Genomic DNA, 20,533 nt, shown 5'->3' on the forward strand with positions numbered 1-20,533 from the left:
CCTCACAGTCGGTTCGCCGTGTGCACGGCGCGCAGCACCGCCGCCGCCTTGTTGCGGCACTCGGTGTCCTCGGCGACCGGGTCGGAGTCGGCGACGACACCCGCGCCCGCCTGCACATACGCGGTCCCCTCGCGCAGCAGCGCGGTGCGGATGGCGATGGCGGTGTCGGAGTCGCCCGCGAAGTCGAGGTAGCCGACGCAGCCGCCGTAGACGCCGCGGCGCGACGGCTCCAGCTCGTCGATGATCTGCAGCGCACGCGGCTTCGGGGCGCCGGACAGGGTGCCGGCCGGGAAGCAGGAGGTCAGTACGTCGAAGGCGGTGTGCCCCTCGGCGACGGTTCCCGTCACGGTCGAGACGATGTGCATGACGTGCGAGTACTTCTCGATGGACATGAAGTCGACGACCTCGACGGAGCCGGGCTCGCAGACCCGCCCCAGGTCGTTGCGCCCGAGGTCGACGAGCATCAGGTGCTCGGCGCGCTCCTTGGGGTCGCCGAGCAGCTCCTCCGCGAGGTCGTGGTCCTCCTGCGGGGTCGCGCCGCGCGGCCGGGTCCCGGCGATCGGGTGCACCATGGCGCGCCCGTCCTCGACCTTGACGAGGGCCTCCGGCGAGGAGCCGACGACGTCGAATCCGTCGAAGCGGAAGAGGTACATGTACGGGGACGGGTTCGTGGCCCGCAGCACCCGGTAGACGTCCAACGCGCTTGCGGTGCAAGGGGTTTCGAAGCGCTGGGACGGGACGACCTGGAAGGCCTCGCCCGCGCGGATGCGCTCCTTGATGTCCTCGACGGCGTCCTGGTACTGCTTGCCGCCCCACAGCGCCGTGAACTCCGGGAGCTCGGACGGCGGGAGCGCGGCGGGGGCGGACTCGACCGGCTTGGAGAGGTCGGCCTCCATGGCGTCGAGGCGGGCGACGGCGTCGGCGTAGGCCTCGTCGACGCCGGTCTCCAGGTCGTTGTGGTTGATCGCGTTGGCGATCAGCAGCACCGAGCCGTCCCAGTGGTCGAGCACGGCGAGATCGCTGGTGAGCAGCATCGTCAGCTCGGGCAGCTTGAGGTCGTCCCGCTCCCCCGGGCCGACCTTCTCCAGGCGGCGCACGATGTCGTACCCGAGGTAGCCGACCATGCCGCCGGTGAACGGGGGCAGACCCTCGTAGCGCGGGGTGTGCAGCGTCTGGACGGTGGCGCGCAGGGCGGCGAGCGGGTCGCCGTCGACCGGGACGCCGACGGGCGGCGTGCCCAGCCAGTGGGCCTGCCCGTCGCGCTCGGTCAGCGTGCCGGCGGAGCGCACGCCGACGAACGAATAGCGGGACCAGGAGCGGCCGTTCTCCGCGGACTCCAGGAGGAACGTGCCGGGCCGCTCGGCGGCGAGCTTGCGGTACAGGCCGACGGGCGTGTCGCCGTCCGCGAGGAGCTTGCGGCTGACGGGGATCACTCGGCGGTCGGTCGCGAGCTTGCGGAAGGTCTCGAGGTCCATGGCAGGAGCCTACTTCCGTCGGGGGGACGCCCCGCGCGCCTGGTCGAGGGGTGGACGGCGCCCCGCTAGAAGGGAGCGGTGACGAAGACCAAGAGCTACAAAAACGCACGCATGGCGAGCGCCCTGTCCGGTGTCGCCCTCGCCGCCGTCGCCGTGACCGCGCTGACCGGCGCCGCTCCCGCCCCCGGCGACTGGGCCGCGCCCCCGCCCGGCGAGGTCGAGGCGCGGGTCGAGGCCGCGGGCCTGGAGATGCTCGACTCCGAGAAGCTGACCATGCACATCCACCCCCACCTCACCGTGTACGCGGGCGGCCGCCAGGTGACCGTCCCCGCCGACATCGGCATCGACCGCTCCGGCAAGAAGCCCCGCTTCAGCCCGCTGCACACGCACGACACGACCGGCACCGTGCACGTGGAGTCGGCCCAGTGGCAGGACTTCACGCTCGGACAGCTCCTCACGGAGTGGGGCGTGCGCCCCCAGTGCACGGCCGAGGTCGACGGGTCCCCGGTGGCGGGGGACCCGGCCCGGATCGTCTTCCGGGACCGTCAGGAGATCACGCTGCGCTGTCGCTGACCGGCAGCTCGTCGCGGTCGAAGCAGGTGCGGGCGCCGGTGTGACAGGCGGCGCCCACCTGGTCGACCTTGACGAGCACGGTGTCGGCGTCGCAGTCGAGGGCGACCGACTTCACGTGCTGGAAGTGGCCCGAGGTGTCGCCCTTGACCCAGTACTCCTGGCGGCTGCGCGACCAGTACGTGCAGCGGCCGGTGGTCAGGGTGCGGTGCAGCGCCTCGTCGTCCATCCAGCCGAGCATGAGCACCTCGCCGGTGTCGTACTGCTGGGCGATGGCGGGAACCAGGCCGTCGGCGCTCCGCTTGAGGCGGGCGGCGATGGCGGGGTCGAGGCTGCTGCTGGGTACGGGCGAGCTGGTCATATGGACCATTGTGCCGCGCCGAGTCGAACGTCCACTGTCCGGTGCGGCGCGGGCGGTCGTAGGCTGGCGACATGTCGACCCATGCCAAGCGTGAACGACTTCTGCTCGCCGACCTGTTGGAGGCGTCGGGCCCGGACGCCCCCACCCTCTGTGAGGGCTGGAACACCCGGGACCTCGCGGCGCATGTGGTGGTGCGCGAGCGCCGCCCGGACGCCGCGGGCGGGATCCTCGTCAAACAGCTCGCGTCCCGCCTGGAGCGGGTGCAGGCCGAGTTCGCGGAGAAGCCGTACGAAGAGCTGATCCAGCTGATCCGCACCGGTCCGCCGCGCTTCTCGCCCTTCTCCCTCAAGCAGATCGACGAGGCGTCGAACGCGATCGAGTTCTACATCCACACCGAGGACGTGCGCCGTGCGCAGCCCGACTGGACGCCGCGCGAGCTCGACCCGGTCTTCGCCGACGTCCTGTGGTCGCGCCTGGAGCGGATGGCGCGGGTGATGGGCCGCAAGGCGCCCGTCGGCCTGGTGCTGCGCCGCCCGGACGGCCAGACGGCGGTGGCGCACCGCGGCGCCCCCGTGGTCACGGTCACGGGCGCGCCCGCGGAGCTGGTGATGTTCGCGTTCGGCCGGCAGGAGGCGGCGGACGTCGAGATGGACGGCGAGAAGTCGGCCATCGACCGGCTCACGGAGACGAAGGCGCTCGGCCTGTAGCGGGTGTGCCGGTGTGGGGCAGGGCGTGCAGCGCCAGCCCCAGTTCGACGAGGTCGGCGGGGCGGGCGAGGCTCCGGCCCGTGAGCTGTTCGCAGCGGCGCAGCCGGTTCAGGACCGTGTTGCGGTGGCAGTAGAGGCGGGTGGCGGCGCGCTGCGCGGAGCCGTCGCAGTCCAGCCAGGCCGTCAGTGTGTCGAGCAGCAGGGTCCGGTCGGTCGGGGGCAGGGCGAGCAGGGGGCCGAGCACCCGGTCGGCGAGGATCCGGCCGAGTTCGGGCGCGGCGGCGACGAGCGCGGCGGGCAACTGCTCGTCCAGGAGTACGGTGCCGCCGCCCTCCGGGCAGATGCGCAGCGCGGTCTCGGCGAGCCGCCGGGCGCCGCCCACCGCGGCGAGCCCTTCGACGGCGGGGCTGATGCCGACGCGCAGGCCGGGCTTGCGGTGGCAAAACTCCCTTAGCGCGACGGCGAGTTGAGCCGCGCCCAGTCCACCCAGATCGACGATGGCGCGTTCGGTCCCGTCGGCCGTGTGCCACACGGCCCGTACGCCGTGCGGCAGGGTGGGCCGGGGCGCGCCCCGGCTGCCGCCGACGGCGATCAGCACCGCGTACCGGCCGCGTTCGGGCAGATCGAGTGCGGCTGCGGCGTCGGGCAGGTCGGCGATGCGGGTGGCGCCGTCGAGGAGGGCGGCGGCCATCAGGCGGCGCCGGTTCTCACGCCGCCAGGTGAGCTCGCGCTCGGCACGCCGATACGACTCGGCGACGTGCGTGCAATGTTCATCGACGAAGTTCCACACATCGACGGCAAGATGCACCAGCAGATGCGCATCCTCGGGATGCCGCAAGGTCACCTCGTCGACGAGCGCCTGCCAGACCAGGGCGCCGCCGAGCCGGAAGGCGTGCGACACGGCGTCGAGCGGAAACCCGCGGGCCGCGCGGGCGGCGCCGATCCGGGCGGTGCAGGCGCGGGCGGCGTACCGGTTGCGCGGAGGGTCGAGCAGGGAGGCGACGCTGTGTCCGAGCGAGCGGTGGATCTCCGCGCGTACGTCGCCGGGGTCGACCTCCAGTGCGGCGCGGTAGGCCGGCTCCTGCTCGTACAGCTCCGCCGTCAACCGGTCGGTGAGCGCGGGGAGTTGACCGAGGAGCGGGCGTGCGGCGCGGCGCAGCACGGCGACCGCGTCCGATCCGGCGCCGGTCCGTGGGTGTGGTCGGGGACGTACGAGATGCGCGGGCATGGTGGTCCTCCACGGCTCGGCTCACGAGTCCGCAGAATGACATACCGTCTGGTCGGTCTCCAGCCCTCTCTGCAAACGTGCAGGTGAGTGGGGGCGGGTACCGGGGTTACGGGCACCTCCACGGAGGCGGTCGACCTCCCTCACGCCACGGGGCTCCACCCCGGACCCCGCGCCTCAAACGCCGGCGGGGCTGGGATGATCGGGGCTCCGGCCGACCCCTGCGCCTCAAGCGCCGGTAGGGCTGGGAAGGCCAGGGTTCCGCCTGACCCCCGCGCCTCAAGCGCCAGCGGGGCCCAAAGATCGGGGCTCCGCCCCGGACCCCGCTGCTCAAGCGGCGCAGGGGCTCAAAAATGCCGACCTCCCCGCCCATCTCCCACCCACCCGCCCCCTCCGGGGGCGTCGGCCCGACCCCGTCACGGCAAGCGCCATCGGCACGGCACCCCACCTGTGACGGTCGACCGCACCCGCCTTGGGCAATCTGCCGCCTGGGGCGGCAGGGTGGGCAAGGCGGCACCCCGATGCAGCGCACCCCTCACGACAGGCCCCGACCCCGGCACAGCAACCGGGCCCCGGGCAGGCCGAAGCCCCCGGAGGGGGCGGGCGGGTGGGAGATGAGCAGGCACCGGCGCAGCCGGACAAGGACCGGTGCCGCGCGCTGAGCGCAAGGGCGCCCACCCCGGTACAGCCCCAAGACCCGGTGCCGCGCAACCAGGACGGGAGGCGCCGACCACGGCACGGTCAGACCCCGGTGCCGCGCAACAGCTACGACAGGCCCCGCCCCCAGCACAGCAGCCGGGCCCCCGGACGGGCCAAAGCCCCCGGAGGGGGCGGGAGGGCGGGAGATGACCGGGCACCGGCACAGCCGGAAAGGCACCGATGCCGCGCGCCGAGCGCAAGGGCACCCACCCCGGCGCAGCCGGACAAGGACCGGTGCCGCGCGCTGAGCGCAAGGGCGCCCACCCCGGCACAGCCCCAAGACCCGGTGCCGCGCAACCAGGACGGGAGGCGCCGACCCCGGCACGGCGGCACCCCGGTGCCGCGCAACAATTACTCGGGGACCGGCCCCGGGGCCCACGCGCGGCGCGCTCAGGCGCGGCCCGCCGCCTCCGTGCGGTCCACCAGGCGGGCCAGTTCCACGCGGGAGCGCACGCCGAGGCGGTCGAAGACGTTGCGGAGGTGGTGGTCCACCGTGCGGGGGCTCACCGAGAGCCGGCGGGCGACCTCGCGGTTGGTGTCACCCTTCGCGACGCGGCGAGCGATGCGCAACTGCTGAGGCGTCAACTCGGCGAGTCTGCCCGGAGGTTCACTGTCACCCGGGGACTCGCCCGTGGCGCGCAGTTCGGCCGCCGTCTGCACGGCCCAGACCGTCGCCCCGCACCGTTCGAAGGCGACCAGGGCGTCACGCAGCAACGCACGGGCCCGCGCAGGACGGCGCGTGCGGCGCAACCACTTGCCGTACAGGGCCAGGGTGCGGGCCCGCTCGAAGTCGCCGCCCGTCCGCTCGTGCCGGGCCAGGGACTCCTCGAAGCGGGACTCGGCCGTCGCCGGATCGCTCGCCGCCAACAGGGCCTGGCAGCGAGCGAGTTGTGCCGGAGCGAGCGGATCGTGGCCGCGTTCGACCCACACCGTGAACTCACCGACCGCGGCCTGCGCCCCACCCGGCTCACCCGCGAGCACCGCCGCCTCCACCAGACAGGGAACGGCCAGCATCCGGATGCCGAAGTGCCCCCGCCGCGGGCCGGGGCCGATGAGCGGCCCGAGTCGTGCGGCCGCCCGCGCCGCGTCTCCCCGCGCCAAGTCCGCACGGGCCAACGCCCATTGGGCGAGCGTCGCAGCCTGCACCAACCCGTGCCGGTCGGCAACGTGCTGCGCGGCGGCGGCATGCCGGGCGACGGTGTCGACGTCGCGGTCGAGCGAGGCGACGAGGGCGAGGACGGCGTGCTGATGCGCGAGCACGTTGCGCTGCCCCGCCGCGAGCGCGGTCCGCACCCCCTCCTCGGCATGGGCGCGAGCCCGTACGTGCCGCCCGGAGCGCAGCTCACCGTAGGCGAGCAGCTCCAGGGCGCGCGGCAGTTCGGCCCCCGCGTCCCGGTCCCGCGCGGCCGCGAGCGCACGGCTGCCGAGACGGCAGGCCGCGTCCACGTCCCCGGCGACGAGCGCGGCGGCCCCGGCCCGCAGCAGCACCCCCGGCTCCCGCTCCCCGGCGGACCGTGCCACGACCCGCCGCAACGCGACCCGCCCCACCCCGGCCCGCTCCCCGAGGGACGCTGCCATGCCGACCCGGTAGTCGAGAGCGGAGTCCGCCGGTCGCGCACGACCGCCGTGCTCGACCGCCTCCCGGTACCCCGCCGAGTCCCCCAGCGCCCAGGACGCCTCCGCCGCACCGAGGCGCGCTTCGAGGGCGGCCGGCTGTGCACAGAGGCGGGCCGCCAGCAACAGGGATTCACGGGCGTCCGCCACGGGACCGTCGCGCAGCGCCAGCAGGCCCCGGATCAGAGCGGCGCGGCCCCGTACGGCCTCAAGGCCCGCCAAGTCGCCGAACTCGCCCACCTGGTGCAGGAGTTCACGCACACGGTGCGGGCGGCCCGCCAGCCTCGCGTGGTCCGCCGCCGCGACCAGCCACTCGGCGCGGACCGCGGGGTCCTCGGCGAGTCCTGCCGCGTGGGCGAGCGCCGTGCAGCGCTCCCCGTGGGGCGCGCCCTCCGCCGCCGCCAGTTCCGCGCCGAGCCCCGGGTCCGGGTAGGCCGCGCCGAGCGACCGGTGCAGCAGCCTCGCCGACCGCTGCCGCTCCCCCGTCGCCGCGGCGGCGAGCAACCGGTGCGCTGCCCTGCGCCGCTCCGGCTGCACGGCCTCGTAGAGCCTGCGCCGCCCCGGCAGCCGCAGCCGGCCGTCCGGATCGCGCCTCAGGCCCGCCCGCTCGGCCGCATCCAAGGCGTCCGCGCCGAGCCCGGCCGCCGCGGCGGCCCGCAGCACGAGCCCCGCGTCGACGCCGGCCCCCTCGGGGTCGGCCTCGTACGCGGCGGCCGCAAGCAACAGCACGGTTCTTCCGCTCACTTGCCGCACGCTAGTGGCGAACCGCCGCACGCACAGCGCCGGTTGGGATAAATCCCAACCGGCACATTGTTGTCCTGTGCCACCGCACAGAACGTCGGAACCTCGTGACGTCGGAACCTCATGACGTCAGAACCTCGCGACGCCACGACATCACAACGTCACGACATCACAACGTCACGACGTGTGCGGGCAGTTGCCCCGGTACTCCGCGATCGTGAGGCTGGAGGCCGGCAGCGGGCAGAGGAACTGCTCGTACCGGGTGTCGTTGTCGATGAAGCGCTTGAGCCACGAGATGCTGTACTTCGCGATCGTGGTGTTGGACGAGTTGGGCGTGAAGTGCGTGGCCCCGCGCAGCTCCAGGTACGCCTTGTCGAGCGAGCTCGGCAGGCTTCCGTAGAACGGTTCGGAGTGCGTGGCGACCGGCGCGATGGTGTCACCGTCCGCGCCCACCACGAGCGTCGGGGTCTTGATCTCGGGCCAGCTCTTGTCGGTGTTCCAGCCGGTGAGGGGTATCGCGGCCTGGAGCGAAGGACGGCTCTTGGCCGCTTCGAGGGTGCCGCCGCCGCCCATGGAGTGGCCCATGACGCCGAGCCGACTCGTGTCGATGCGGGTGCGCACCGAGCTCTGCTGGGTCAAGTAGTCGAGGGCGGACAGGAGTTGGCGGCCCCGGCTGTCCGGCTGGTCGAGCGTGGTGTTGGTGTCGATCGTGAAGACGACGAAGCCCTGCGACGCGAGGCGCGGGCCCAGCCAGGCGATGGACGACTGGTACGCCGTGTAGCCCGGCGAGATCACGACGGCGCCGAACGTGCCGTCCGCCGTCGACGACGGATAGTAGATGGTGCCGCCGCCGAAGCCGCTCACACTCAGCGAGGACACACTGGCCTGCGAGACGGAGTAGGAGCCGCGCGAGGCCTCGATGCTGGAGACGGTCGGGGCGGGGCCACGCTCGTAGGGGTTCTCGGCCGCCTCGGCGGTCAGGGCCTGCTGGGTGGCGAGGCCGCCGAGGGCCAGCAGGGTGGCAAGTCCCGTACGGATCAGGCGGGTCCGGAACTTGCTCGCGGCTCGCCCGGCGTGCACGGGGGGCGCCGCACTTCTGTGCTGCTGCACGATGACGGGTTCCTCTCGGAAGGGCGGAGCCCGTCCCGAGGGCGCCGCCGTGGTCACTGACAGCGACCACGGTGGCGCCGGTTCCGCCTCACCCGCATCGGCGAAATCACCGGTCTCGCGGAGAAGTCACCGGTCTCGTACGGCAGTCGGGCAGTCGCCCCCTCCGTCAGCGGACGGGGTGACCCGCCTCGCGCAGCGCGCCCTTGACCTCACCGATGCGGAGGTCGCCGAAGTGGAAGACGGACGCGGCGAGCACCGCGTCCGCGCCCGCGGCGACGGCCGGCGGGAAGTGCTCGAGCCTGCCCGCACCGCCCGACGCGATGACCGGCACCGACACGTGCTTTCGGACGGCCTCGATCATCTCGATGTCGTAGCCGTCCTTGGTGCCGTCGGCGTCCATCGAGTTGAGCAGGATCTCGCCCGCGCCCAACTCGGCGGCCTGGTGCGCCCATTCGACGGCGTCGATGCCGGCCGACTTGCGCCCGCCGTGCGTCGTCACCTCGAAGGAGCCCGATTCCGTGCGGCGCGCGTCCACGGACAGGACGAGCACCTGGCGGCCGAAGCGCTCGGCGATCTCCCGGATGAGGTCCGGGCGGGCGATGGCGGCGGTGTTGACCCCCACCTTGTCCGCGCCGGCGCGGAGCAGCTTGTCCACGTCCTCGGCGGTGCGCACGCCGCCGCCGACGGTGAGCGGGATGAAGACCTGCTCCGCGGTGCGCCGCACCACGTCGTACGTGGTCTCACGGTTGCCGGAGGACGCGGTGATGTCCAGGAAGGTCAACTCGTCGGCGCCCTCGGCGTCGTAGACCTTCGCCATCTCGACGGGGTCGCCCGCGTCGCGCAGGTTCTGGAAGTTGACGCCCTTGACGACGCGGCCGTTGTCCACGTCGAGGCAGGGGATGACTCGGACGGCGAGCGTCATACGGAGACCGCCTCCAGCGCCTCCTCCAGCGTGAACGCCTTGGCGTAGAGCGCCTTTCCGACGATGGAGCCCTCGACGCCGAGCGGGACAAGGGACGCGATCTCGCGCAGGTCGTCGAGGGACGAGACGCCGCCGGAGGCGACGACCGGGCGGTCGGTGGCCGCGCAGACGTTGCGCAGCAGCTCCAGGTTCGGGCCCTGGAGCGTGCCGTCCTTGGCGATGTCCGTGACAACGTACCGGGCGCAGCCCTCGTTGTTGAGGCGCTCCAGGGTCTCGTACAGGTCGCCGCCATCGCGGGTCCAGCCGCGGCCGCGCAGCGTCGTGCCGCGGACGTCCAGGCCGACCGCGATCTTGTCGCCGTGCTCGGCGATGATCTTGGCGACCCACTCGGGGTCCTCCAGGGCGGCGGTGCCGATGTTGACGCGGGTGGCGCCGGTGGCGAGGGCGGCGGCGAGCGAGTCGTCGTCGCGGATGCCGCCGGACAGCTCGACCTTGATGTCCATGGCCTTGGCGACCTCGGAGATCAGGGCGCGGTTGTCGCCGGTGCCGAACGCGGCGTCGAGGTCGACCAGGTGCAGCCACTCGGCGCCGGAGCGCTGCCAGGCGAGGGCCGCCTCCAGCGGGGAGCCGTAGGAGGTCTCGGTGCCGGACTCGCCGTGCACGAGGCGAACGGCCTGGCCGTCGCGGACGTCGACGGCGGGGAGGAGTTCGAGCTTGTTGCCCACAGGGTTCACGCTCACAGTACGGAGATCCAGTTCTTCAGCAGCTGCGCTCCGGCGTCGCCGGACTTCTCGGGGTGGAACTGCGTCGCCCACAGCGCGCCGTTCTCGACGGCGGCGACGAACGGGCCGCCGTGCGTGGACCAGGTGACCTTGGGCGCACGCATGGAGGGGTTGTGGACTTCGAGCTCCCAGTTCTGCACGGCGTACGAGTGCACGAAGTAGTAGCGCTCGTCGGTGTCGACGCCCGCGAACAGCTGGGAGTCCCCCGGCGCGTCCACGGTGTTCCAGCCCATGTGCGGGACGACGTCGGCCTTCAGCGGTTCGACGACGCCGGGCCACTCGTCGAGGCCCTCGGCCTCCACGCCGTGCTCGATGCCGCGCGCGAACAGGATCTGCATGCCGACGCAGATGCCCATCACGGGGCGGCCGCCGGCGAGGCGGCGGCCGACGATCCAGTCGCCGCGCGCCTCCTTCAGACCGTTCATGCAGGCGGCGAACGCGCCGACGCCGGGCACGAGCAGCCCGTCGGCGTTCATGGCCCTGTCGAAGTCGCGGGTGATCTCGACGTCGGCGCCCGCGCGGGCGAGCGCGCGCTCTGCGGAGCGCACGTTGCCGAAGCCGTAGTCGAAGACGACGACGCTCTTGGTGTTGTCGGCCGACATCAGTAGAGCCACTCCATCCGCAGGATTCCGGCGACGAGACACATCGCGGAACCGATGCCCATCAGCACCACGACGCTCTTGGGCAGTCCTTGCTTGTGGAAGGACCAGGCGCCGCCGGCGAGGAAGAGGCCGACGAAGATCAGTACCGCGGACAGGCCGCTCACAGCGCGCCCTTCGTGGAGGGCAGGATCCCGGCGGCGGCCGCGCGCGGGTCGATCTCGCTGGCGTAGCGCAGGGCGCGCGCGAGGGCCTTGAACTGGCACTCCACGATGTGGTGCGCGTTGCGCCCGTACGGGACGTGGACGTGCAGCGCGATCTGCGCCTGCGCGACGAAGGACTCCAGGATGTGCCGGGTCATCGTCGTGTCGTACTCGCCGATCATCGGCGCCAGCTTCTCGGGCTCGGTGTGCACGAGGTACGGGCGTCCTGACAGGTCGACCGTCACCTGGGCGAGCGACTCGTCGAGCGGCACGGTGCAGTTGCCGAACCGGTAGATGCCGACCTTGTCGCCGAGCGCCTGCTTGAAGGCGGCGCCGAGGGCGAGGGCGGTGTCCTCGATGGTGTGGTGCGAGTCGATGTGCAGGTCGCCCTCGGTCTTCACCGTGAGGTCGAACAGGCCGTGCTTGCCGAGCTGGTCGAGCATGTGGTCGTAGAAGCCGACCCCGGTCGCGACATTGACCTTGCCGGTGCCGTCGAGGTCGATCTCGACGAGGACCGAGGTCTCCTTGGTCGTACGTTCAACACGTCCTACGCGGCTCATGCGCCCCGCTCCTGACTGTTCATTCGGTCCTTCTTCACTTCGCGAGCCGCGTCCAGGAACGCGTCGTTCTCTTCGGGGGTGCCGACGGTCACCCGCAGGCGTCCCGGGACTCCGTTGTCACGGATCAGGACGCCGCGGTCGAGGATGAACTGCCACACGGCGCCCGGGTCCTCGAAGACGCCGAACTGGATGAAGTTGGCGTCGGCGACGGTGACATCGAAGCCGAGCCCCTCCAACTCCCGGACGACACGGTCGCGTTCGGTCTTCAGCTGCTGCACGTACTGGAGCAGCGTGTCGGTGTACTCCAGGGCGGCGAGCGCCGTCGCCTGGTTCACGGCCGACAAGTGGTAGGGCAGACGCACCAGTTGGACGGCGTCGACCACGGCCGGGTCGGCGGCGAGGTAGCCGAGCCGAAGGCCGGCCGCGCCGAAGGCCTTGGACATCGTCCGCGAGATGACGAGGTTCGGGCGGCCCTCGAGGAGCGACAGCAGCGAGGTGCCGTGGCTGAACTCGGTGTACGCCTCGTCGACGATCACCATCGCGTCCCGCCCGGCGGCCTCGTACAGCGCGAGGACGTCCTCGGCCGCGACCGCGTTACCGGTGGGGTTGTTGGGGCTGGTGATGAAGACGACGTGCGGCTTGTGCGTCCGGATCGCCTCGACGGCGGCCGGTACGTCGAGCGAGAAGTCGGCGCGGCGCGGGGCGCTCACCCAGCCGGTGTTGGTGCCGCGGGCGAGCAGCGGGTGCATCGAGTACGAGGGCTCGAAGCCGAGCGCCAGCCGGCCGGGGCCGCCGAAGGCCTGGAGGAGCTGCTGGAGCACCTCGTTCGACCCGTTGGCCGCCCACACCTGCTCGTAGCCGACCTCGTAGCCGGTCGTACGGGTCAGGTACCTGGCGAGTTCCGTGCGCAGCTCGACCGCGTCCCGGTCCGGGTAGCGGTTGAGCTCGCGGGCCGCGTCGGCGACACGCTCGGCGATCCGCTGCACAAGGGGCTCGGGCAGCGGGTACGGGTTCTCGTTCGTGTTCAGCCGGACGGCCACGTCCAACTGCGGTGCACCGTAAGGGGACTTGCCGCGCAGTTCCTCGCGTACGGGAAGGTCGTCGATCTTGGTCACTGGTTCTTGGGTACCTTCCACCCGCTGTGCAGGTCTAGTTCGCCTCCGGCAAAACGGGCCTTGATCGCCGCGCCGTGCGCGGGCAGGTCCTCTGCGTCGGCGAGCGTCACCACGGTGGCCGCGACCTCGGCGAGGGCGTCCTTCGTGTAGTCGACGATGTGGATGCCGCGCAGGAAGGACTGGACGGAGAGGCCGGACGAGTGGCAGGCGCAGCCGCCCGTCGGCAGCACGTGGTTGGACCCGGCGGCGTAGTCACCGAGGGAGACGGGCGCCCACGGGCCGACGAAGATCGCGCCCGCGTTCTTGACGCGCTGGGCCACGGCGGAGGCGTCGGCGGTCTGGATCTCCAGGTGCTCGGCCCCGTACGCGTCGACGACCTTGAGGCCGTCGTCGAGCGAGTCGACGAGCACGACCGCGGACTGCCGCCCCTTGAGGGCGGGCACGATCCGGTCCTCGACGTGCTTGGTGGCGGCGACCTGCGGCTCCAGCTCCTGCTCCACGGCAGCGGCGAGTTCCTCGCTGTCCGTGACGAGGACGGCGGCCGCCAGCGGGTCGTGCTCGGCCTGACTGATCAGGTCGGAGGCGACGTGCACCGGGTCGGCGGTGGAGTCGGCGAGGACCGCGATCTCGGTCGGGCCCGCCTCGGCGTCGATGCCGATGCGTCCCGTGAAGTAGCGCTTGGCGGCGGCCACCCAGATGTTGCCGGGGCCGGTCACCATGTTCGCCGGGGCGCAGGACTCCGTGCCGTACGCGTACATGGCGACGGCCTGGGCGCCGCCGACCGCGTACACCTCGTCGACGCCGAGAAGCGCGCAGGCGGCGAGGATCGTGGGGTGCGGAAGTCCGCCGAATTCCTTCTGCGGCGGGGACGCGAGCGCGATCGACTCGACGCCCGCCTCCTGCGCCGGTACGGCGTTCATGATCACGGACGACGGGTAGACGGACCGGCCACCGGGCGCGTACAGGCCGACGCGCTCGACCGGCACCCACTTCTCGGTGACGGAGCCGCCCGGCACGACCTGCGTCGTGTGGCTGCTGCGGCGCTGCTCGCGGTGGACGATGCGGGCCCGGCGGATGGACTCCTCCAGGGCGGCGCGCACGGCGGGGTCGAGATCGGCGAGCGCCTTGTCGATGGCCTCGGCCGGAACCCGTACGGCTTCCAGCTTCACTCCGTCGAATTTCTCTCCGTACTCGATCAGCGCCGCGTCGCCACGATGATGCACGGCCTCGCAGATCGGACGCACCTTCTCCAGGGCGGCCGAGACATCGAAGTCGGCTCGGGGCAGCAGCGAGCGCAGGGCCTGGCCCTCGGGGAGGGCGGCGCCGCGCAGATCGATTCGAGAGATCACAGAACAATTCTCTCAGACGCGGGTTTACGCTCGGCGCCCTGTATCAGTGGCTGATACCCGCAGGGCGGTGTCACCGCAAGTGTTCAGACGGTCACACAGCGGGCATGAACAGTTGTACGAACCAGCGGGTGTCACGGGGGAGGCAGAACAGACGTGGTCGAGGGGACGACCGGCAACGGCAACGGGGACGTGCCGGACGGGCTGACCGCCACCGAGGTGGGGATGTGGCAGGCGTTCCGCAACGGAAGCGTCTACGACCTGCGCACCGGGGACAGCGGGCGGGACGATCCGCACGGCGGCCACCCCTGGGGCCCGGAGCGCAGCGTGCGGGCGCGCATCGTGGCGTGGCTGCTGCTCGACGGCCCGCCGGCGCTCGACGGGCGGGTCTCCTCGCTCAAGCTCCAGGGCGTACAGATCACGGACGTCTTCGACCTCGCGGGCGGCAACGTCGTCCCGTACCTGGAGATGAAGGGCTGCCGCTTCGAGAAGGAGGTGCTCCTCCCGGAGGCGCACTTCACGACCGTGCGGCTCATCGGCTGCTCGGTGCCCCGCCTGGAGGGCGCCCGGGTGCACACGGAGGGCGATCTGCACCTCGCCCGCTGCCGTTTCCACAAGGGGATCCGGCTCACGGACGCGCACATAGGGACGGACCTGCTGCTCAACCAGGCCGTCGTGTTCAGCGACCGGCGCGGGAAGTCGATCATGGCGGACGGGCTCACGATCGGCCAGGATCTCCAGGCCGAACTGCTCGAGACGCACGGCGAGCTGAGACTGCGCAGCGCGACGGTCGGCGTCTCGCTGTCGCTGCGCGGCGCCAGGCTGAACAGCAGCCGGGGCCGCTGGGCCCTGAACGCTCCGCAGATGTCGGTCGAGCGGACCCTGTACCTCGGCCCCGCCGCGCTCGGCGGCCCGCTCCTCAACGGCGGCATGACGCCCGCCCGCGGCACCCGCGTGCAGCGCTTCGAGTGCGTGGGCGGGGTGCGGCTCGACGACGGCCGGTTCGGCGACGCGCTCGACCTGGACTCGGCGCGCTTCACGATGGAGAACGAGCAGGAGGTCTCCATGCGCCGCGTCCAGACCCCGGAACTGCGCTTCCTCTGCGACAAGCCGAAGCGCGGCCGGATCGTGCTGTCCGGCGCGCGGGCGACGAACCTGGTCGACAGATCGACCAGCTGGCCGGGCCCCGGCCAGCTCCGCCTCGGCGGGTTCCAGTACGAGAACCTCATCGCGTCCGGCCCCTTCCCCCTCGCCCGCCGCCTCGACTGGCTCGCCGACGCGACACCCGAGTACAGCCCGGAGCCGTACGAGCAACTGGCCACCGTGCTGCGCAACAGCGGCGAGGACTCCGACGCCCGCGCGGTGCTGCTCGCCAAGCAGCGCAGGCGCCGCGAGACGCTGCCGATCGCGGCGAAGGTGTGGGGCTACGTCCAGGACTGGACGGTGGCGTACGGGTACCGCCCCGGCCGGGCCGCGCTGTGGATGGCGATCGTCTGGGCGCTCAGCACGGTCGCCTTCTCCCAGGCCCCGCACCCCCGCATCAAGCCCGGCGAGGGCCCGGTCTGGGACCCGGCCCTCTTCACCCTCGACCTCCTCCTCCCCGTCATCGACCTCGGCCAGGCCGGCAGCTGGCAACTCCGCGGCCCCTGGCAGTGGGCCTCGGCGATCCTGGTCCTCCTGGGCTGGATCCTGGCGACGACGGTGGCAGCGGGCGCAACGCGACTGCTCCGCAGAAGCTGATCAAGCGGCGCTGGCATATCAAGCCCCGCCGGCGATTGAGGCGCGGGGTCCGGGGCAGAGCCCGCGACGTCATCTCCGTTGCCGCGCACACAGCACCCCGCCCGGCCCCCGGCCAAGACGCGGCAAAGAACCACCCCACCCCGTGCAACCTTCCACCCACCCCAACCGTCAACCCACCGCGACCCGCACCCATGCCCCACGTCCCGCGCAGAAGGAGGCCCCGTGCCATTCCTGCGCGCCCTCATCCGCACCACCCGCATGCTCCGCCACACCACCTCCCTGGGCATCGGCCTCCCCCCGGACGAGGACCTCCTCCTCGACGCCCCGGACGACCGCCTCGCCCCCGCCCTCGTCGCAGCCGGCCGCGGCGACCACGGCCCCGCCGCGAAGGCCCTCGCCCTCACCCGCGAAGCCGCCGAGTGGGAGAACCGGGACCGCGGCGTGCAACGCCTCGCCGCGTTCGCCGCCGCCCGCCCCGAGTGGTTCGAGAACTGGCAGGAGGCCTCGCCGCACGACCCCGACCTGCTCCTCGTCAAGGCCGAACTCGCCGTCACCCGCGCCCTCGCCGCGCCCGCCCACGCCGAGCTCCTGCGCGAGGTCACCCCGCTGATCCTGGCCGCGGCCGAGTCCGACCCCCGCGACCCGGTCCCCTGGCGCATCGCCCTGGACCACGCCCGCGGCACCAACGCCCCGCACACCGAGTTCGAGCAGCTGTGGGCGCGGGCGGTGCGCCGCTCCCCGCACCACTACGGCTGCCACGTCGCGGCCCTGCGCTATCTGTCGGCCGCCTGGTACGGCTCGCACCGCGAGTGCTTCGACTTCGCGGAGCGCGCCGCGCAGGACGCCCTGCCGGGCTCGCTCCTCCAGGCGCTCCCGGCCCGCGCGGCCCTCGCGTATCTGACGTCCGGCGCCCCGCGCAGCGGCATCCCCCGCGCCCGCCTGGACGCCGCCGTCGACCTCGCCGTGGAGCTCTCCCGCTCGTACGAGCCCGCGGATCCGTGGCCCGCCGAGGTGCGCAATCTGCTGACCTGCGTACTGGTCGAACTCGAACGCTGGGAGGACGCCCTCGAGCAGCTGCGGCTCATCGGCCCGTACGCGACGTCGTTCCCCTGGGACCGGCTCACGGACGACCCGCTGGGCCATTTCATGGAGCTGCGCGGACAGGTCCGGCTCGAAGTCGCGGCGACGATGCCGCTGCGCGGCGGACCGCTCCGCTCCGACGACCATTACGCTTGACCGACGTGACCACCGTCCGACTTCCGCTGTTCCCGCTCAACTCGGTGCTGTTCCCGGGACTCGTGCTCCCGCTGAACGTGTTCGAGGAGCGCTATCGCGCCATGATGCGCGATCTGTTGAAGGCGTCGCCCGACGATCCGTCGGAGCCCGACACCGAACCGTCCACCTCTGAGGAGCCCCGCCAGTTCGTGGTCGTCGCGATCCGCGACGGCCACGAGGTCGCGCCCACCTCGTCCGGTATGCCCGACGAGGTGACCACGAAGGAGGCGGGCACGGGCCCGGCCGCGGGCTTCGGCGACGACCCCATCACGTCCTTCCACGCCGTCGGCTGCATCGCGGACGCCGCGACGATCAGGGAGCGCGCGGACGGCAGCTACGAGGTGCTGGCCACGGGCACGCGCCGGGTGAAGCTGCACTCGGTCGACGCCTCGGGCCCGTATCTGACGGTCGAGGTGGAGGAGCTGCCCGAGGAGGACGGCGAGGAGGCGGGCGCCCTCGCGGAGGGCGTGCTGCGCGCGTTCCGCTCGTACCAGAAGCGCCTCGCGGGTGCCCGTGAGCGCTCGCTGACGACGGGCGCGGAGCTGCCGGACGAGCCGTCGGTGGTGTCGTATCTGGTCGCGGCGGCCGCGGTCCTCGACGTACCGACGAAGCAGCATCTGCTGGAGGCCGAGGACGTGGCGTCCCGGCTGCGCGAGGAGCTGACGCTGCTGCGCGCGGAGACGGCGATCATCCGCCATCTGCCGTCGCTGCCGGCGACGGAGCTCACCCGGCAGTCGACCAGCCTCAACTGACGTCACTCAACTCACCCAGGGAAGCAGCACGTTGGCGAAGAAGGCCAAGAAGCAGAGCCAGACCGGAGGCACTCCCGCGACCGTCGCCCTGACCACCGCGGGCACCCCCTTCACGGTCCACTCCTACGAGCACGACCCCGCGCACGCCTCGTACGGCGAGGAGGCCGCGGAGGCGATGGGCGTGTCCCCGGACCGGGTGTTCAAGACGCTCGTCGCGGACGTGGACGGCGCGCTCGTCGTCGGCGTCGTGCCGGTGGCGGGCCAGCTCGACCTGAAGGCGCTCGCGGCGGCGGTCGGCGGCAAGCGCGCCACCATGGCCGACCCGGCGCTCGCGGAGCGCACGACCGGGTACGTACGCGGTGGCATCTCGCCGCTCGGGCAGCGCAAGAAGCTGCGCACGGTCATCGACTCCTCCGCCGAGAAGCACGACACGATCTGTGTCTCGGCGGGGCGTCGCGGGCTCGAAGTCGAGCTGGCGCCAAGGGACTTGGCGGCCCTCACGGATGCCGTGCTCGCCCCTGTCGGACGTGCGTGACCCCTCGACGCGCCCCGCTTCTTCGACTAAGCACCTGAACATGTCGAAGAAGACGCGCAAGCGGAAGTGGCGGATCAAAAAGGGCAAGGCCAACCACGGGCACCGGCCCGCCTAGGGTCTGTCGTTTGGATCAGGCCGGATCAGGGAGCGGGGTAGTGGGGCCTCCCCTGCTCGAGCGAAGCCGAGAGCTTGGGGAAGCGTGCGATCGCAAGGCGGAGGAGGGAGTCGACGCGGAGCGAATGGGGCCTCCCCTGCTCGAGCGAAGCCGAGAGCTTGGGGAAGACCGACGACAACGCCGCGAGCGTGCGTGCCAGACCCCGCGACCCCGGCCTGATCCAAACGACAGGCCCTAGGAGCCAGGGGCTCTCACGGTCAGCGCGCGCTCAACCGGCCGCGGATGTCGTCGAAGTGTGAATGCACGGCGGCCTCCGCGGCCTCCGCGTCCCCGGCCCGCACGGCGTCGACGATCCGGCCGTGCATCCGGGCCAGCTCCGCGCCGTCCGCGTCCTCGGGGGCGCGCCCGATGTCCTGCGCCCGCGACTGGTGAAAGGCGCTCCAGAACGCGTCGAGCAACTCGCTGAGCAGCCGGTTCGCCAGCGGCCCGTACAGCGCGAGATGGAACTCCCGGTCGGTCGCGGCGTCGATCGCCCCTCCCCCGGCGACCTCTTCGTGCATCCGCCGTACGAGCCCGTCGAGCACATCGAGCTCCGGCTTGCCGAGCCGACCCACGAGGCTGCTCATCAGGCCCGCCTCCAACGCCTCCCGCATCTGCAGCAGTTCGAGCAGGCTGTCCTCGCCCCTGCGGTGCCCGACGACGGTGCGGAACGCGAGCCCGTCGATCAGCGGCTCCAGCGACATCGACCCGACGTACGTCCCGAAGCCGCGCCGGATCTCCACGATGTGCTTGGCCTGCAGCGACTTCAGGGCCTCGCGCAGCGAGTTGCGGCTGACCGAGAACCGTTCCATCAGCTCGGTCTCGGTCGGCAGCGGATCGCCGGGGCCGAGACCGCCCTCGACGATGAATTCCTTGATCTTCTGCTGCGCGTCGTCCGCGACCAGCGCTCGCATTCAGGCCCCTCCTGTGATCTTTCCCGTGCTCTGCCGGATTCTTCGAACCCTTGACAGTGTGCTCGACGGTGGAGCACTGTCACCTCCAGGACGTAGGACATCCTACGTCCCATCTCCGTACACCATCAGTTAACCCTGGAGTCCACCGCCATGACTCTCCGAGCCCCGCTCCCCGCTCCCTTCCGGGGCGTCGTTCCGCCGCTGGTCACCCCGCTCACCGCCGAGGGCGAGGTGGACGTCGCGTCGGTGCGGCGGCTCGCCGAGCACCTCATCGGCGCCGGGGTGCACGGCCTCTTCATGCTGGGCTCCAGCGGCGAGACGGCCTACCTCACGGACGCCCAGCGCCGCACCGCCCTGGAGGCCGCCGTCGACGCGGCAGGGGGCCGGGTCCCGGTCCTCGCCGGCGTCATCGAGACGACGACGGCCCGGGTCCTGGAGCGGGCCCAGGACGCCGTGAAGGCGGGCGCCGACGCGCTCGTGGCGACCGCGCCGTTCTACACGCGCACCCACCCGACCGAGATCGCGAACCACTTCCGGCGGCTGCGCTCCGGCGCGGACCTGCCCCTGTTCGCGTACGACATCCCGGTCGCCGTGCACAGCAAGCTCGGCCACGACACGATCCTCGAACTGGCCGCCGACGGCACCCTCGCGGGCCTCAAGGACTCCAGCGGCGACGAGGGCTCCCTGCGCCGCCTGCTCGCCCCGCTGCGCGCCGCGGCCCCCACGTTCTCGGTGTTCACGGGCGCCGAACTGACCGTGGACGGCGCCCTCCTCGCGGGCGTCGACGGCGTCGTCCCGGGCCTCGGCAACGTGGACGCGCACGGCTATGTCCGGCTCTACGAAGCCGCCCTCGCCGGCGACTGGGACGCGGCCCGCACCGAGCAGAACCGGCTCGCCGCACTGTTCGCGATCACGGACGCCGGCGACCCGGCCGTCATGGGCGGCTCGTCCTCGGCACTCGGCGCGTTCAAGGCCGCCGTCCACCTCCAGGGCGTCATCGACTGCCCCGCCACGGCCGCGCCGCAGATCCCGCTCGGCGAGGCCGAGTTCGCGTACGTCCGCCGCCACCTGGTCGAGGCCGGCCTGCTGCCCGCCTGACCCTCCACCTCCCCGCCTCACCTGTCGCACCCTGGA

General features: G+C 72.4%; 20 protein-coding genes. 7 read left to right on the plus strand and 13 right to left on the minus strand.

The window, feature by feature from the left end:
- Positions 1–2: 2 nt before the first annotated feature.
- Complete coding sequence (locus tag OHA73_RS13585; protein ID WP_327655161.1) at positions 3–1,475, minus strand: anthranilate synthase component I; 1,473 nt, start codon at positions 1,473–1,475, stop codon at positions 3–5.
- Positions 1,476–1,553: 78 nt separating this feature from the next.
- On the opposite strand from OHA73_RS13585, the gene OHA73_RS13590 reads away from it, so the two are divergent.
- On the plus strand, positions 1,554–2,048 hold the full coding sequence (locus OHA73_RS13590) for a hypothetical protein (RefSeq protein ID WP_266720649.1): 495 nt from the start codon (positions 1,554–1,556) through the stop codon (positions 2,046–2,048).
- On the opposite strand, the gene hisI is transcribed toward OHA73_RS13590, so the two are convergent.
- Positions 2,029–2,406 (minus strand): phosphoribosyl-AMP cyclohydrolase, encoded by a 378-nt coding sequence (gene hisI, locus OHA73_RS13595; protein ID WP_266720647.1) that lies wholly within the window; start codon positions 2,404–2,406, stop codon positions 2,029–2,031. The genes OHA73_RS13590 and hisI overlap by 20 nt on opposite strands.
- Before the next feature lie 71 nt (positions 2,407–2,477).
- Between hisI and OHA73_RS13600 the strand changes: the two genes are divergently transcribed.
- Positions 2,478–3,113, plus strand: coding sequence for a TIGR03085 family metal-binding protein (locus tag OHA73_RS13600; protein WP_266720645.1), 636 nt, complete (start codon positions 2,478–2,480; stop codon positions 3,111–3,113).
- Here OHA73_RS13600 and OHA73_RS13605 read toward each other — a convergent pair.
- From OHA73_RS13605 to hisD, 10 genes are all read right to left on the minus strand, one after another.
- Positions 3,085–4,341, minus strand: coding sequence for a PucR family transcriptional regulator (locus OHA73_RS13605; protein ID WP_327655162.1), 1,257 nt, complete (start codon positions 4,339–4,341; stop codon positions 3,085–3,087). The genes OHA73_RS13600 and OHA73_RS13605 overlap by 29 nt on opposite strands.
- Before the next feature lie 1,086 nt (positions 4,342–5,427).
- Entirely contained in the window at positions 5,428–7,395 is a 1,968-nt protein-coding gene (locus OHA73_RS13610; protein ID WP_327655163.1) for a helix-turn-helix transcriptional regulator, read from the minus strand.
- Between the two features lie 174 nt (positions 7,396–7,569).
- Positions 7,570–8,409: a bis(hydroxyethyl) terephthalate hydrolase gene (gene bdeA / locus OHA73_RS13615; protein WP_267072925.1), complete on the minus strand. Its 840-nt coding sequence runs from the start codon at positions 8,407–8,409 to the stop codon at positions 7,570–7,572.
- A gap of 259 nt (positions 8,410–8,668) precedes the next feature.
- The gene (gene hisF, locus OHA73_RS13620) at positions 8,669–9,424 is read right to left on the minus strand and encodes an imidazole glycerol phosphate synthase subunit HisF (RefSeq protein ID WP_266720639.1); all 756 of its coding nucleotides are present in this window, start codon (positions 9,422–9,424) and stop codon (positions 8,669–8,671) included.
- Entirely contained in the window at positions 9,421–10,149 is a 729-nt protein-coding gene (gene priA / locus OHA73_RS13625; RefSeq protein ID WP_266725539.1) for a bifunctional 1-(5-phosphoribosyl)-5-((5-phosphoribosylamino)methylideneamino)imidazole-4-carboxamide isomerase/phosphoribosylanthranilate isomerase PriA, read from the minus strand. Before priA ends, hisF begins: the two co-directional genes overlap by 4 nt.
- A gap of 11 nt (positions 10,150–10,160) precedes the next feature.
- The gene (gene hisH, locus OHA73_RS13630) at positions 10,161–10,808 is read right to left on the minus strand and encodes an imidazole glycerol phosphate synthase subunit HisH (RefSeq protein WP_266720637.1); all 648 of its coding nucleotides are present in this window, start codon (positions 10,806–10,808) and stop codon (positions 10,161–10,163) included.
- Positions 10,808–10,972 (minus strand): hypothetical protein, encoded by a 165-nt coding sequence (locus OHA73_RS13635; RefSeq protein WP_266720635.1) that lies wholly within the window; start codon positions 10,970–10,972, stop codon positions 10,808–10,810. The genes hisH and OHA73_RS13635 overlap by 1 nt, the downstream gene beginning before the upstream one ends.
- Positions 10,969–11,568 (minus strand): imidazoleglycerol-phosphate dehydratase HisB, encoded by a 600-nt coding sequence (hisB, locus tag OHA73_RS13640; protein ID WP_266720633.1) that lies wholly within the window; start codon positions 11,566–11,568, stop codon positions 10,969–10,971. Before hisB ends, OHA73_RS13635 begins: the two co-directional genes overlap by 4 nt.
- A complete protein-coding gene (locus OHA73_RS13645) occupies positions 11,565–12,683 on the minus strand; it encodes a histidinol-phosphate transaminase (RefSeq protein ID WP_327655164.1) in 1,119 nt (372 codons plus the stop codon). Before OHA73_RS13645 ends, hisB begins: the two co-directional genes overlap by 4 nt.
- The gene (gene hisD, locus OHA73_RS13650) at positions 12,680–14,032 is read right to left on the minus strand and encodes a histidinol dehydrogenase (protein WP_327655165.1); all 1,353 of its coding nucleotides are present in this window, start codon (positions 14,030–14,032) and stop codon (positions 12,680–12,682) included. The genes OHA73_RS13645 and hisD overlap by 4 nt, the downstream gene beginning before the upstream one ends.
- A 222-nt stretch (positions 14,033–14,254) precedes the next feature.
- On the opposite strand from hisD, the gene OHA73_RS13655 reads away from it, so the two are divergent.
- The 4 genes from OHA73_RS13655 (at position 14,255) to ybaK (ending at position 18,331) form a co-directional block, all read left to right on the plus strand.
- Complete coding sequence (locus tag OHA73_RS13655; protein ID WP_443063211.1) at positions 14,255–15,769, plus strand: oxidoreductase; 1,515 nt, start codon at positions 14,255–14,257, stop codon at positions 15,767–15,769.
- A 258-nt stretch (positions 15,770–16,027) separates the two neighbouring features.
- On the plus strand, positions 16,028–17,005 hold the full coding sequence (locus tag OHA73_RS13660) for a hypothetical protein (RefSeq protein WP_266725537.1): 978 nt from the start codon (positions 16,028–16,030) through the stop codon (positions 17,003–17,005).
- Between the two features lie 5 nt (positions 17,006–17,010).
- Positions 17,011–17,796, plus strand: coding sequence for an LON peptidase substrate-binding domain-containing protein (locus OHA73_RS13665; protein ID WP_327655166.1), 786 nt, complete (start codon positions 17,011–17,013; stop codon positions 17,794–17,796).
- Between the two features lie 31 nt (positions 17,797–17,827).
- Positions 17,828–18,331, plus strand: a complete 504-nt coding sequence (ybaK, locus tag OHA73_RS13670; protein WP_327655167.1) for a Cys-tRNA(Pro) deacylase — start codon at positions 17,828–17,830, stop codon at positions 18,329–18,331.
- Between the two features lie 372 nt (positions 18,332–18,703).
- On the opposite strand, the gene OHA73_RS13675 is transcribed toward ybaK, so the two are convergent.
- Positions 18,704–19,399, minus strand: coding sequence for a FadR/GntR family transcriptional regulator (locus tag OHA73_RS13675; RefSeq protein ID WP_327655168.1), 696 nt, complete (start codon positions 19,397–19,399; stop codon positions 18,704–18,706).
- Positions 19,400–19,549: 150 nt separating this feature from the next.
- Here OHA73_RS13675 and OHA73_RS13680 point away from each other — a divergent pair, with 150 nt between their 5' ends.
- Positions 19,550–20,497, plus strand: coding sequence for a dihydrodipicolinate synthase family protein (locus OHA73_RS13680; protein ID WP_327655169.1), 948 nt, complete (start codon positions 19,550–19,552; stop codon positions 20,495–20,497).
- Positions 20,498–20,533 lie beyond the last annotated feature (36 nt).

This window comes from Streptomyces sp. NBC_00483, from assembly GCF_036013745.1.
GTDB lineage: Bacteria > Actinomycetota > Actinomycetes > Streptomycetales > Streptomycetaceae > Streptomyces.